This is a genomic window from Noviherbaspirillum humi (genome assembly GCF_900188095.1).
Lineage (GTDB): Bacteria > Pseudomonadota > Gammaproteobacteria > Burkholderiales > Burkholderiaceae_D > Noviherbaspirillum > Noviherbaspirillum humi.
Genome location: NZ_FZOT01000027.1, coordinates 34,392 through 47,442, shown reverse-complemented (window position 1 = coordinate 47,442; position 13,051 = coordinate 34,392). Strand labels below are relative to the sequence as shown.

Annotated in this window: 13 protein-coding genes; 4 read left to right on the top strand and 9 right to left on the bottom strand. The window is 62.6% G+C overall.

The window, feature by feature from the left end:
- Nucleotides 1-645: 645 nt before the first annotated feature.
- Complete coding sequence (locus CHB88_RS22945) at nucleotides 646-858, bottom strand: dodecin (RefSeq protein WP_089401687.1); 213 nt, start codon at nucleotides 856-858, stop codon at nucleotides 646-648.
- Nucleotides 859-1,191: 333 nt separating this feature from the next.
- On the opposite strand from CHB88_RS22945, the gene CHB88_RS22940 reads away from it, so the two are divergent.
- Nucleotides 1,192-1,644, top strand: coding sequence for a CHRD domain-containing protein (locus tag CHB88_RS22940; protein ID WP_089401686.1), 453 nt, complete (start codon nucleotides 1,192-1,194; stop codon nucleotides 1,642-1,644).
- Nucleotides 1,645-3,149: 1,505 nt separating this feature from the next.
- On the opposite strand, the gene CHB88_RS25325 is transcribed toward CHB88_RS22940, so the two are convergent.
- Both CHB88_RS25325 and CHB88_RS22925 read right to left on the bottom strand, forming a co-directional pair.
- Nucleotides 3,150-3,752 carry a hypothetical protein gene (locus tag CHB88_RS25325; RefSeq protein ID WP_245845200.1) on the bottom strand — a complete coding sequence of 201 codons (603 nt, stop codon included), beginning with the start codon at nucleotides 3,750-3,752 and terminating at the stop codon, nucleotides 3,150-3,152.
- A gap of 62 nt (nucleotides 3,753-3,814) precedes the next feature.
- Nucleotides 3,815-5,488: a YsnF/AvaK domain-containing protein gene (locus CHB88_RS22925; protein WP_245845199.1), complete on the bottom strand. Its 1,674-nt coding sequence runs from the start codon at nucleotides 5,486-5,488 to the stop codon at nucleotides 3,815-3,817.
- 246 nt (nucleotides 5,489-5,734) lie between these two features.
- Between CHB88_RS22925 and CHB88_RS22915 the strand changes: the two genes are divergently transcribed.
- A complete protein-coding gene (locus tag CHB88_RS22915) occupies nucleotides 5,735-6,010 on the top strand; it encodes a hypothetical protein (RefSeq protein WP_143131447.1) in 276 nt (91 codons plus the stop codon).
- Between the two features lie 227 nt (nucleotides 6,011-6,237).
- Here CHB88_RS22915 and CHB88_RS22910 read toward each other — a convergent pair whose 3' ends face one another.
- Nucleotides 6,238-6,519, bottom strand: coding sequence for a hypothetical protein (locus CHB88_RS22910; protein WP_089401682.1), 282 nt, complete (start codon nucleotides 6,517-6,519; stop codon nucleotides 6,238-6,240).
- 278 nt (nucleotides 6,520-6,797) lie between these two features.
- On the opposite strand from CHB88_RS22910, the gene CHB88_RS22905 reads away from it, so the two are divergent.
- Both CHB88_RS22905 and CHB88_RS22900 read left to right on the top strand, forming a co-directional pair.
- On the top strand, nucleotides 6,798-7,094 hold the full coding sequence (locus tag CHB88_RS22905; protein ID WP_089401681.1) for a hypothetical protein: 297 nt from the start codon (nucleotides 6,798-6,800) through the stop codon (nucleotides 7,092-7,094).
- Between the two features lie 27 nt (nucleotides 7,095-7,121).
- Nucleotides 7,122-7,403: a hypothetical protein gene (locus CHB88_RS22900; RefSeq protein ID WP_089401680.1), complete on the top strand. Its 282-nt coding sequence runs from the start codon at nucleotides 7,122-7,124 to the stop codon at nucleotides 7,401-7,403.
- A gap of 10 nt (nucleotides 7,404-7,413) precedes the next feature.
- On the opposite strand, the gene CHB88_RS22895 is transcribed toward CHB88_RS22900, so the two are convergent.
- The 5 genes from CHB88_RS22895 to araD all read right to left on the bottom strand — a co-directional run bounded on the left by CHB88_RS22895 (nucleotide 7,414) and on the right by araD (nucleotide 12,935).
- Nucleotides 7,414-8,037, bottom strand: a complete 624-nt coding sequence (locus CHB88_RS22895; RefSeq protein ID WP_089401679.1) for a DUF1294 domain-containing protein — start codon at nucleotides 8,035-8,037, stop codon at nucleotides 7,414-7,416.
- 103 nt (nucleotides 8,038-8,140) lie between these two features.
- Nucleotides 8,141-9,229: a tetratricopeptide repeat protein gene (locus tag CHB88_RS22890; RefSeq protein ID WP_089401678.1), complete on the bottom strand. Its 1,089-nt coding sequence runs from the start codon at nucleotides 9,227-9,229 to the stop codon at nucleotides 8,141-8,143.
- Between the two features lie 147 nt (nucleotides 9,230-9,376).
- Nucleotides 9,377-10,369, bottom strand: coding sequence for a Bug family tripartite tricarboxylate transporter substrate binding protein (locus CHB88_RS22885; RefSeq protein ID WP_089401677.1), 993 nt, complete (start codon nucleotides 10,367-10,369; stop codon nucleotides 9,377-9,379).
- Between the two features lie 70 nt (nucleotides 10,370-10,439).
- A complete protein-coding gene (locus CHB88_RS22880; protein ID WP_176442622.1) occupies nucleotides 10,440-11,159 on the bottom strand; it encodes a ribonuclease activity regulator RraA in 720 nt (239 codons plus the stop codon).
- A 33-nt stretch (nucleotides 11,160-11,192) separates the two neighbouring features.
- The gene (araD, locus tag CHB88_RS22875) at nucleotides 11,193-12,935 is read right to left on the bottom strand and encodes an L-arabinonate dehydratase (RefSeq protein ID WP_089401676.1); all 1,743 of its coding nucleotides are present in this window, start codon (nucleotides 12,933-12,935) and stop codon (nucleotides 11,193-11,195) included.
- Between the last annotated feature and the right edge of the window lie 116 nt (nucleotides 12,936-13,051).

Genomic DNA, 13,051 nt, shown 5'->3' with positions numbered 1-13,051 from the left:
CAGGACCGTGAAACGACTTTGCGCCGATGATAGTGCTGCAACCAGTGTGAAAGTAGGTCATCGTCAGGCTCTTACCCGAAAACGCCCCGCCTCATAAAGAGTGCGGGGCGTTTTGCTTTGTACTCACGCTTCGAAGCGGACGGTCTCGCTTCGATGAATCCTCATGGGCGTCCTGGCGCGGCCGCAGAAGCGAATCATGATGGCTGTCGCTGCGCCATGCAGCTCCTGAAAGCAGAACGTTGAGGATCGGTCGGGTGATGGCGATAGTCTTCAATCTGCAGAGGATTGAACGCCTAGTCCCGGCCGATGGACCGAGAGTCGCATCGGCAATTCAATATGCCTGCAACCGTAGGCCACAATGAAGAACGCCCTATCCGAGATCCCAGCCCGCTTTCGCTGTCGGCCTGATCTGCTCGATAGGGCGCTGATGCCTGTCGCCACGCATATCGGCTGCGTGTGCGGAAGCAGGCAAATAATACCGGTTGGATATGACGCCGCTGTGACAAGACGCAAGACCTTTGCATACCCTTCCATCTGCTTCCTTCCGGGAGCGGGAATGCCGGCAAAAGGATATCAATCGACCTTTGAAGCTCGTCGCCTCGGCCGGTTCGCCGCGCCGAAAAGCGGGCTGACCTTGCGATGGCGTCAGCTTTCCTCGAGCCGGAAGCCAACCTTGAGCGTCACCTGATAATGGGCGACCTTGCCATCGACGATGTGTCCGCGGCTCTCGACCACTTCAAACCAGTCCATGTGCTTCACGGTCGCTGAGGCACGTGCAATCGCATTGCGTATGGCATCGTCACTTCCAGTGGTCGAGGAACCGACGAGTTCGAGAATCTTGTAGATATGAGCGGACATATCTGCCTCCTGGGCAAGGGAGCCGGGTCAATGCCATCGCAGTCCCGGCATGCCTCTAGGACTGGATAATTGGTCAACTGTTCACAATGAATACGAACGATCTTTCAGGAAAGATTGAATTCGGCGAACCTGCTTTCGCAACTAGAAGATCGTTATCCATCCGGACAAGCCGAATTTCCCGGCTGGATCGTGAACCGGCTTGAGACAGATCAAAGCTCATTTCCGTGCTGCAGTTGCGACCTCCGGCTTCGCTTCCTATGCTGAAACTACCCGGTGGAGACGCGCAGGACGTCCGGTCTTGCATCATCAATCACGCATGGATGGAGAAGAAAAATGAGAGCTCGTGCAATCCATTTGTCCAAAATATTATTTTGTTCCGCAGCGGTCAGCCTGGCGATGGGCGGATGCGGCGCAATGCAGAAACTAGGCTTGGGCGGTTCAAAGCCGGTGAGCGCGGAACTGACGGGTGCGCAGGAGGTTCCGCCTGTCTCCACCCGCGCGACGGGCCAAAGCACCATTACCGTGGCAAGCGACCGGACCGTATCCGGCTCGGTGATCGTCGCAGACATCCCTGCTACTGCGGCTCATATCCATCAGGGCGCGTCCGGAGCGAACGGTCCCATCATCATTCCCCTTGTCAAGACCGCAGACCGAACCTTCAGCGTTCCGGCGAACACACGGCTTACCGACGCCCAATATTCCGCTTTCAAGGAGGGAAATCTCTACGTGAATGTGCACAGCGCGGCTCACCCTGGGGGAGAGATCCGGGTGCAGCTCAAGCCTTGAAACGCACGGCAGGCAGCCAAGAGCGAACCGCTCAGCCTGATTCACCCTGATGCCGTCTTGTCCAGACGGAGGACGGGGCGTTCAAAATGAACGGTCCGCCGCCTTGATTCGGTGATGCATCGCACCCCCCTCATCAATGCCGGCTTAAGGTGCACCAACCAGAATTGAACAGACCAGGGGCCAGGCCTTCTGGCGGGTTTGGATGCAAAACGGTTACGTCCCGCCATCAAGGCGCAGCATGGGATTGCTGGTAAAGGAATTCAATGTCTACCGCTGGGCGGGGAGCATGTCGCAGGACGCCGCCCATCTGTGCCGTCGCGAGCGGATCGTTGCCCGGATTCACTCACAAAAGCGTGCGCAACCGAGGCGGGTGGTGGAGGAAAGATTAAGCCTGGCTTAAAAGATTGAGCGAATTGGCCGGGATGGTCGCCTATGCTGGCATGTAGCGCGTTGCCGAACTACGCTGAAATCGCTGTAACTGGTGGGAAGCCACTAGCCGTTCATTGACCTTCGGCCCGCGCCTGATTGGCGCGGGTTTTCTTTTATCGGAGCAATGAGCGCTGCCATGCAAGCATGTCTCATTTATTCACATTTTGTAATTGACGTTGGATCTGCTGGCTACGAATAATTTGCTGCGCTCGGGTTCCACAATTCACAAAAATCGTCCCACCCGAGAGCGGGTACTGGATGCTACAAGTTTGATTTCCCAAGTTTGATTGAGGTGTCTGCTCGAAAACTTTCTTGTCAACTACTGCGGGACGAATTCTTCGCGTCGGTGGTGAAGATTGCGTCGTGGTAGGAGCCGGAGACGGTTGTGTCGAGGGTAGCTTAGGACCGTCGGCCTGCGCAATCGGATCAGAACCATGAGACGAAGACCCGAAATTTGGAATCGCATTAATAGACATTTAATTCTCCTTTAGCAGCACGGAAAAACATGGAAAGCCACTACACCACGAAGGTGTGCATTTAATCCTGAGGAATTGACTTAACGAGAACGGCGATATTAAGCCGATGCGTTTGCTGCATAGGTACAGCAGAATCCATGCCATATGGATGAAGCTTATTTTTTTGATGTCGCGTTATCGAAATCATGGAACAAAAACTGGCAGAAGCTTGCCCAGCACGAAGCCTAAATGGGGCGAATCAAACTGCCGGCTAAAGGAGATGACCATCATTTCGACATCAGCACTACGCGCTGAAAGTCACTCAAGCGCACGTCTGGCTCGCTAGTCTTAAACAAGAGACAAATTGTTCGGGGTTCGTGCGCTTCTGATGCCCCATTCCAGAGGTTAGAGGTTCATCTGAAACTGTGCTGGCGGATATCGTCGGTTTGTTGATTGAATTCTCTTGCTGGCGACAGCCTAACCGGAACGCGCTAGAAAACCCGAAGCGGGACGTTCACATTCCATGCATTGTTGCGCAAGACGTCGCGCTCCCTGATGCAATTTTGGAGGAGGGCGAGGGAGACAGTGCATTCAGCACCGCTCCCGCGCGGTAGAGCCGGTTTAACGATTACGCTGCGACATCCTCCCCAACGCAATCGCCAGCGCCGCGCCGCCAAGCGCCTTCACCAGCGTCGGGTTCTGCGCAGCAAAGCGACTGAGCTGGTCAATGACGCCCGGATTCTCGCGCTCGGCATGTTGCGCAAGCTCCTGGAAATCCTGCGGGCTCATGCGGCTCGCCTCTTCGGCGCTGATCTGCGTACGCGGCTGGCTCATGCCGCCGCCCCCGCCACCGCCGCCAAGCAGGCCGCCGAGAAGGCCGCCCAAGCCGCCTCCCATTCCCATGCCCCCGCCGCCAAAGCCGCCGCCCCCCATGCCGCGTCCCAGCATGGAGCCGATCACCGCCGGCCCGAGCGTCCCGAGGATTTGATTGACCATGCCGGCCCGCTGGTTGGGATCGGCCTGGCCAAACAGCTGGCTGGCCATGTTGGGGAAGGGCGGCGTCTGGTCCGAGCGGAAAGCTTCGCCGAGGCCATCCGCCAGTTCTTCATGCGGCGAGTTTTGCGCAACCTGGTCGAAATGCTGCTCCACGTCTTCCGGCGCCTGATTCATGTTGCCGCCGCCGTATTGTTCGAGGATCCTGCCGATGTCAAAGCCGAGTGCCATGATGTGCTCCTTGTCGCAGGCGATGGGACTGCCGCGCAACCCCATCGCCGCCGTTCAGCGAGTTAGTGGCGGCGGTTGCCGGTCACCCGTTCGGCGCCGTAGCGCACCGCGTCCTTCACCTTTTCCCAGGTGCTGCCGGGATGGCTGCGCTCCCAGTCGCTGCGCAGATGCGGCTCGGCATCTTCCCACTGGTAGTTGCGATAGCGGTCAGTGCCGGCCATCTGCGAGCCGTAGCGGTAAGCGTCGCCATAATCCTCGTAGCGGCCGCCGGCGGTGCCGTAGGTGCTTTGCCAGTGGCGGCGGTACTCGGCATCGTCGTCGCTCATTGCGCCGCGAGCGGTACCGGCGCCAAGCTGCTCCACTTCAACGTCGGTGCGGCGCACCGTGTCGTTGATGCGCTCGGTGCGCTCGCTGACCTGCTTGCCGACTTCCACTTCTTCCACCACGCGGGCGGACTTGGATACCACCGCTTCCTCCGCCGTCTCGCGCAGTTCGACCGATCCTTCCTTGAAGGCGGCGAGATCGGCTTCCGATGCCGGGCGATCGACCGGATGGCGTTCCACCTTGACCTGCTCCTCGCGCAGCGTCACCTGCTCATTGACCGGGACCTCGCGCACCCGCTGCAAGACGCGCACGCCGCCGCGCTGCACCATGCGCTTGCCGACCTTCAGCTCTTCCTGAATCACCGGAATGCGCTGCGTGCCGGCGGCAGTGTCGGTGCGGGACGTGGCCGCATAGCTGCTGCGCTCGCGGGTGATCTCGTCCTGGGTATAGCGCGGCGCCTTTTCGTCGAAGCCGGTCCAGCCCTGCTGCTTCCAGTGGCTGGCGCGCTCATCGATGTCTACCGGGTTGAAGCGGTTCAGAATGTCGGTCACCCGCTCCGCCTCGTCCTCGCTCCGGGTATCGGCGGTGAGCACGTAGCTGCCGCGGCGCACCGACTCCGCATACAGGTCGGTCTGGTCGCGGTATTCATCATCGCCGCTGAACAGCGAGGCGAAGAAGCCGCGGCGTCCATGGTCGACGTTATCGGATGCATGGGTGCCAGCGGAGGCGGTCCCGGCGTCCGCTTCCGGATTCAGGTGCACGCTGTCGCGCGGCAGCCCCTCTGCGACGAGCGCCTGCACCGCCTTGTCGGCGTCGGCGTAGTTGTCGTAGACCGCGATCACGCTATGGCCGGCATCGCGGTTCATGACGTTGCTGCCGGGCCGGTAGACATGCATGCCCTTGTTGTCGCGCCAGTGCTGCTCCAGGTAGGCGGCGTCATCTTCCGAGCGCGGTTTCACGCCCATCAGGATGCCGCCTTGCTTCAGGCCGCTTTCATAATGCTTTACCCGTTCTTCCGGAATGCCGTGCCCGATCAGCGCGCCGAGCAGTCCGCCGGTTGCGGCGCCAGCGCCGCCGCCCGCCAGCGCTGCGGCCAGCGGCCCTGCAATCACCAGGCCGAGGCCCGGGATCGCCAGGCTGGTGCCGGTTGCCGCGACGCCGGCGATGATGGCGCCGAGCGTGCCGCCGAGCGCGCCGCCGATGCCTGCGCCTTCGGCGGCCTTGGTCCCAAGTTCGGTGGTGGCGCCATCATCCGCGAAGTGCTTCTTTCTCGCTTCGTCCGACATGATGACGTTCACGTCATCCTTGCCATAGCCGCGCTGTGACAATCCCTGATAGGCGCGTTCCGCGCTATCTCTGTCGTAGAACAGCCCGGTAAGCATGCCCGAATCATTGGTAGCGTGTGTTGCCATGTTTCCTCCTGCACAGATGCGTGGATGGATCGCCTGACGCCCGCAAGGCGCCGTGTTGGCGAATTGGTAAGCAGGATAGAAGCCAATTTGGCAATGAAGTTCCTCGTCGGGCATGGGCGTTACAAACCTTAAATTCATTGGTGCAATGGCACACACGGCATTTCACCTCCCTGGTTCTTTGTAGGGACAGATGGAAGCAAACCGCTGGAGAAAGGCCCTGGGCTGTTATGATTCTCACAGGCACGCATGGCCGCTGATGACACCGCGAGCCGGTCAGGAAAACGCGAAGGGAAAAATGGCGAGATCAAGGGATGCAAGACGCTTGAACAGACACAGCAAGGGCAGCACCATCATTCAGGTGATGATTTTCCTGCTCGGGCTTGGTTTCGTGCTGTGGGTGGCCGTGAACATGGCCATCGATTACCGTTGCAAGGCCAGTCCATCCAAACCGGTGTGCCAGGAAAGGTCGCCAGTCTGGCGATACTTCACCAGCAAGGAATGATCAGCCCCATCTCGCAATGACTTCCTAACACTGCCCTGGCTTAACAGCGGTTGGCGGAAATCGCAACGCATCCTGGTAGCGGCCATCTGCGGCGCTCCGGTTTCTGGATTGAGGTCAGTTTCAATTCCGCCTGCAGTCACGATCCCGCCGCTCGGCGGCAGTCCCATCGGCGAGTACAAGAGCGTGGCCAATGTCTTCGGCATGCAGTACAAGCAGGCGTTTTGAACGCGCCGCACCAACCCCATGCTTAATACACCGAGTTCGAAGTTCGGCTTGAATCCCGCTTCGGCGGCAGGCAAACCCGCGTGCCGGATGCAAGCGTATCGAATCGCGTCGCTTCCCTGTCGGTCAGCGGCCTGTCGCCGGCGTTGTCGTCAAACCAGGCGTCCACTCCGTAGGTGTCGTCCCGCACCAGGGTAGCTGCCCAGTCGTCGCAATGAAACCAGGCCTTTGCATCCGATGCATCCGCAGCCATCACCATAGGGACGGCCGCCAGCAGCGCTGCGGCAAGAATCAGCTTTCTCAACATGATTTCCACTTAATTGGTTCATTTGCTCGCCTAGCTTCTTCTTCTGTTGCGCCACGCCGAACATTCCCGCCGGAAGCGTTGGTCGGTACCTGACAAAGCGAAAGCGCCTGCGTTGTCACTGATGCTTGCAAGACCTTCAACGGCAAGAAAATTCATCATTAATTTCAAGGACTTGGCGTTTCAAGCGCGGCCTTCGTCAGCGCTGGCACACTCCTCGCAATATCGGTATCGAGTGCAACAGATTTCACTCATTAACCAACCCTTCCAGGAGAACACACATGAGCGCCATCGCCATTAAAGACTTGTCCTTCAAAACCGAACTCGGCACCGACGACATGGCCGCGGTATCCGGCGGCACCGGCATGCCGTCCTGCCTGCCCGCCTTCTGCTTTCCGTCCTACGCCGGCCCGAGCTTCGACTTCGACATGAAGAGCGTGGACTTCAAGGCCAGCCAGCAGATGCAGCAAAGCCAGAACACGCTGGTCAACAATGGCAACAACGTCGCCTTCGCCTCCGGCATCACGGCCAACGTCACGCCGACCCAGAACGGCAGCAACAACATCAACTTCCATTAATCCGCATCGGGAACCGAGGAGAACGCCATGTCGACGCTGATCATCGAGGACATTCCGGCGCGCCGGGAAATGGGCACGGACCAACTGGCCGCCGTGCGCGGCGGCTATGCGGCGCCGGCCGCGCTGGATGCGCTGGGCGGGCTGGGCAAGGTGGCGGATGTGAACATCAACATCAGCCAGAACATCCAGCAGCTGCAGAACGTGCAGGTGAACGCGCTAAACAACGTCGGCGTGATCGGCGCCGGCTTCGTGATGCCGAAGCTGGAAGTGAGCCCGTCGCAATGGGCCAACGCCGGCATCGCGCTCTGATTGAAGCGGATCAGGCCGGCCGCAGCAGGCCGGCCAGCAGGTGAACCAGGGCCGAGCCGTCCTGGGTCAGGAGCCAGCCCAGCGCGAGGCTGTTCAGCGCCACGGTGAGCCGGAACATGGTCCTGAACGAGGCCTTGACCGACTTGTGGCGCAGGATGCGCCGGGCGAGCAGGGCGCCCGGCCAGCCGCCGGCCAGCGCCAACAGGTGCAGGGTGCTTTCCGGGGTGCGCCAGGTTCCGCTTCGGGCGGCTTGCTTGTCGACCCAGTAGGCGACGAAGGTGGCGGCGCTCATGGCCGCCAGCCAGACCGGGACCAGCAGGGGCAGGCGGCCGCCGATGACGCTGGCGGCCAGCGCCAGTCCGAAGCCGACGGCGACCAGATTGCCGAAGGCTTCGGCATCGCCGCGCGGGGCAGGAGCCCGTCCCGGTCTAACGAACTTCACCTTGGCGGCGCGCGGTCCGCGCCGGCCGTCGGGTTCGACTTCATAGGTGATGAGATCGCCCACGGCCGGACGGCGGGTGCGGTCGGCGAAAGCGCTGGCATGCACGAAGGCCTTCCTGTCGCTGCCGTTCTGCACGACGAAGCCGAAGCCCTGCTCCGCTTTCCAGCTGACGAGTTTTCCCTGATGCCGCATGCCTCTATGCCATTCAGCGCAGCTGGACGTAGAGCCCGTCCAGCGGCTGCGCCTGATCCCAGCGTATCGGCGCGCGGAACATGCGCTCGACGGTGAAGGCGCTTTACTGCGCCAGTTGGCGGATATAAGCTTCCGAATGCGCGTAGCGCAGGCTGGGCTGCAATTGCAGATCGTTGCCAGCCTTGGATTCTTCCACGGTGAAGGCGAAGCAGCCGCCCGGCGTCAGCAGCCGCCGCACCGCGGGAAAGATGCGCGACAGGTCGCCGACATAGATGAAGACATCCGCCGCCACGATCAGGTCGGCGGCTTCCTTCTCCTTGTCGAGGAAGGCGGCAATGTCGTCGTGCGCGAGATGGCGATAGATGCCGAGCCGGCCGGCCTGTTCCAGCATCGCTTGCGAAATATCGACGCCGTCCACCGCATCCGACATCTGGCGCAGCAGCGGCGCGCACAGTCCGGTGCCGCAGCCGAGGTCGATGGCGCGGCGGTAGCGCCGTCCGGACGCCGCCAGCGGTTCCAGCAGGCGCTGGTAGCCCTGATAGCGCAATTGGGTAACGACATGGTCCTGGAACTCGGGCGCATAGTCGTCGAACAGCGCTTCGACGTAGCGGCGCGGCGGCAGCGGCGGTTCGGCGCCGCCCTTCACCGAGGCCAGGTAGTAGCCGTTCAATTCCGGGTCGCCGCCGCAGGCGAGCGCCTTCTCGAAGCAGGCGGCCGCTTCGTCCAGGCGCATCAGCTCGCGCAGCAGGCCGCCGCGGGCGCTCCAGGCGTCGGCGAAGTCCGGCGCCATGGCGAGCGCCTGGTCGAAAGCCTGCAGCGCCTCCGCGCTGCGGCCCAGGCGCATCAGGCACTGCCCCTGGCGGAAACGGACCGGCGCCTTTGCGGGCACGCTGGCGAAGGCATTGGCGGCGGCCTGCCATTGGCCGCGCATTTCATGGATCAGCCCGAGGCAGGCCCAGGCATCGGTGAAGCCGGGATCGGCAGCCGTGGCCGCCTGCAGCAGCGGGAAGGCATCGTCGACGCGCTGCAGATGGAACAGGGTGACGCCGAGATTGCCGAGCACCGAGGGCCGTCCCGGCGCGAGGGCGAGCGATGCCTCGAAGTCGCTGCGCGCCTGCTCCAGCCGGCCGGCTTCGAAATGCTGCACGCCTTGCAGAAAATGCGTGCGGGCGGCCTCCAATGCGTTATCCATGCGTCTTCCCGAGTGGTGTGTTGGCTGTGCGGGATTGTATCCGCACTGGCACACCGCCGCGGCGCCGTTTTCATCCAGCCGTGTGCAAAAAGTAAAAGTCCGCCGGGCGCGAGCACCGGCGGACGGTTCATGCGGCAGACGGGATCGTCAGCCCGGCGTCGCGCCGGACTTCTTCACCAGATCGGCCCAGCGCGGAATTTCTCTGGCCATGAAATTGGCCAGCGCTTCCGGGCTGCTGCCGACGATTTCCATGCCGAGCTGCTGGGTCATCTTCTGCTGCACGTCGGGCTGCTTCAAGATGCGCACCACTTCCGCGTTCAGGCGCTGCACCACCGCCGCCGGCGTGCCCTTCGGCGCGTACAGCGCCTGCCACGACACCATCTCGAAGCCGGGAACGCCGGCTTCCGCCATGGTCGGCACGTTCGGCGCCAGCACCGAGCGCTTGGGCGAGGTCACCGCCAGCGGACGCAGCTTGCCGGCCTTGATCAGCGCCTCGCCGGCGGTGAGCTGGTCGAACAGGAAGGGCACGAAGCCGGCGGCCACGTCCTGCAGCGCCTGCGGACTGCCCTTGTAGGCGATATGGGTCATGGGAACGCCGGCCATGTCGGCGAACAGTTCGCCGGCGAGGTGCGTGGAGGTGCCTGCGCCGGAAGAGGCGAAGCTCATCTTGCCTCCCTGCTGCTTCTTCGCCAGCGCGATCAGGTCCTGCACGCTGTTGACCGGCAGCTTGGCATCCACCATCAGGACGTTGGGCACATAGGCGATCAGGCTGACCGGCTCGAAATCCTTGACCGGGTCGTAGCCGAGGTTCTTGTACAGGCTGGCGTTGATCGCATGGGTGCTGATGGTGCCGCCGAACAGGGTATAGCCGTCCGGCTTGGCCTTGGCGACGTAGGTGGCGCCGACGCCCCCGGCGGCGCCCGGCTTGTTCTCGATGATGACCGGCTGGCCGAGGGCCTTGGCCAGTTCCTGGCCGATGGTGCGGGCGACGATGTCGGTGGACCCCCCGGGCGCGAACGGCACGACCCAGGTGATCGGCTTGGCCGGCCACTTTTCCTGGGCGTGAAGGGGCGCCGAGGCGGCGGCGATCAGGCCGATGCCGAATGCGGCGCGGCCCAGCAGGCGGGTAATGCCTTTCATAGTGTCTCCTTGATGATTGAACTGGATGGCGGCCGCCCTGCGCCTATGGCGCATGAGCGGCCGACAGGCATCAGCGCCGGTTCGCCTTGCGCCAGGCGGCGAAGTCGACCAGGGTCTGGTCGTCGGTGGCGGGGTAGAGCCCGAGGATGGAGCGGCCCTTCAGCACCTGCTCGGTGACGAAGTCCTCGAAGGCGGTCATCTCCACCGCTTCATCGGCGATCTCGTCGGCGATTTCCTTCGGGATCACGATCACGCCTTCGCCGTCGCCCACCACCACGTCGCCCGGGAACACCGGCACGTCGCCGCAGCCGATCGGCACGTTGATGTCGAGCGCCTGGTGCAGGGTGAGGTTGGTCGGGGCGGAGGGGCGGTTGTGGTAGGCGGGAATGCCAAGCCTGGCGATCTCCGGCGAATCGCGGAAGCCGCCGTCGGTGACCACGCCGGCCACGCCGCGCACCATCAGGCGCGACACCAGGATCGAACCGGCCGAAGCGGCGCGGGCATCCTTGCGGCTGTCGATGACGAACACCGCGCCGGGCGGGCACTCTTCCACTGCCTTGCGCTGCGGATGGGCGCGGTCCTTGAACACGGTGATCGGATTCAGATCTTCGCGCGCCGGAATGTAGCGCAGGGTGAAGGCTTCGCCCACCATGTTGCCCAGTTCCGGATTCAGCGGGCGCACATCCTGGATGAACTGGTTGCGCAGGCCGCGCTTGAACAGGGCGGTGGAAAGGGTCGCGGTGCTGACGGTCTTCAGCTTTTCGCGAGTTTGCGGATTCAGGGTGCTCATGGATTTCCTTGTTGTCGCTTTACCGTTCGGATGTCAGTAGATGCTGGGCTCGCCCACCGGCGCGCCGAAATCGGTTTCCAGGAAGTCGAAATCGCAGCCGTCGTTGGCCTGCCTGATGTGCTTGGAGAACATCCAGCCGTAACCGCGCTCGAAGCGCTTCGGCGGCGGCGTCCACTCGGCGCGGCGGCGCGCCAGTTCTTCGTCCGAGACTTCCATGTTGATCGTGCGGTTGGGAATGTCGACGCTGATGATGTCGCCGGTCTTCACCAGCGCCAGCGGGCCGCCGATATAGGCTTCCGGGGCCACGTGCAGGATGCAGGCGCCGTAGCTGGTGCCGCTCATGCGGGCATCCGACATGCGCAGCATGTCGCGCACGCCCTGCTTCACCAGCTTCTTCGGGATTGGCAGCATGCCCCATTCCGGCATGCCGGGGCCGCCCTGCGGGCCGGCATTGCGCAGGATGAGGATGTGGTCGGCGGTGACGTCCAGGTTCTCGTCTTCCACCGCCGCCTTCATCGACGGATAGTCATCGAACACCAGCGCCGGGCCGGCGTGCTTGAAGTAGCGCGGCTCGCAGGCGCTGGGCTTCATCACGCAGCCGTCCGGCGCGATATTGCCCTTGAGGACCGCCAGCGCGCCCTCGTGGTACAGCGGATTGTCCACGGTGCGGATGACGTCGTCGTTGTAGACCTCGGCGCCGGCGATGTTTTCGCCGAGCGTCTTGCCGTTGACGGTGATCGCATCCAGATGCAGTCGGTCCGGAATGCGGCTCATCAGGCCGGGCAGGCCGCCGGCGTAGTAGAAGTCTTCCATCAGGTAGGTGTCGCCGTTGGGCCGGATGTTGGCGATCACCGGCACCTTGCGGCTGAAGGCGTCGAAGTCGTCCAGGCCGATGTCGCAGCCGGCGCGGCGCGCCATGGAGATCACATGGATGATGGCATTGGTGGAGCAGCCCATGGCCATGGCGATGACGATGGCGTTCTCGAAGGCCGGGCGAGTGAGAATCTTCGCCGGGGTCAGGTCTTCCCACACCATGTCGACGATGCGGCGGCCGGCGTCGGCGCACATGCGCACATGGTTGGCGTCCACCGCCGGGATGGAGGAGGCGCCGGGCAGGGTCATGCCCATGGCTTCGGCGATGCCCATCATGGTGGCGGCGGTGCCCATGGTCATGCAGGTGCCGGCGCTGCGGGCGATGCCGCCCTCGATGCCGATCCACTCTTCCTTGCTGATGTTGCCGGCGCGGCGCTCATCCCAGAATTTCCAGGCGTCGGAGCCGGAACCGAGCACATGGCCTTTCCAGTTCCCGCGCAGCATCGGGCCGGCCGGCACGTAGATCGCCGGCACGCCGGCGCTGGTGGCGCCCATCATCAGGCCGGGGGTGGTCTTGTCGCAGCCGCCCATGAGCACCACGCCGTCGATCGGATGGGAGCGGATCAGCTCCTCGGTCTCCATCGCCAGCATGTTCCGGTACAGCATGGTGGTCGGCTTGACCGCGCTTTCCGACAGGGAGATCGCCGGCAGTTCCAACGGGAAGCCGCCGGCCTGCAGCACGCCGCGCTTGACGTCCTCCACCCGCTGCTTGAAGTGGGTGTGGCACTGGTTGATGTCGGACCAGGTATTGATGATGGCGATCACCGGCTTGTCGGTGAACTCGGCCTGGGAGTAGCCCATTTGCATGACGCGCGAGCGGTGGCCGAAGGAGCGCAGGTCGTCCGGAGCAAACCAGCGCGCGCTGCGCAGTTCGCCGGGAAGCTTTTTTCGGGAAGAGGTCATAAGGCGTGTCTCGAATGTTTAACCGTGATGGGCTAGAATGCTAATATATTAGTGATCGGAACGGCAAAGTTTTTTCCAAGTTTTTTGATTTCCGCTTCCGGCATGAATCAACCTCA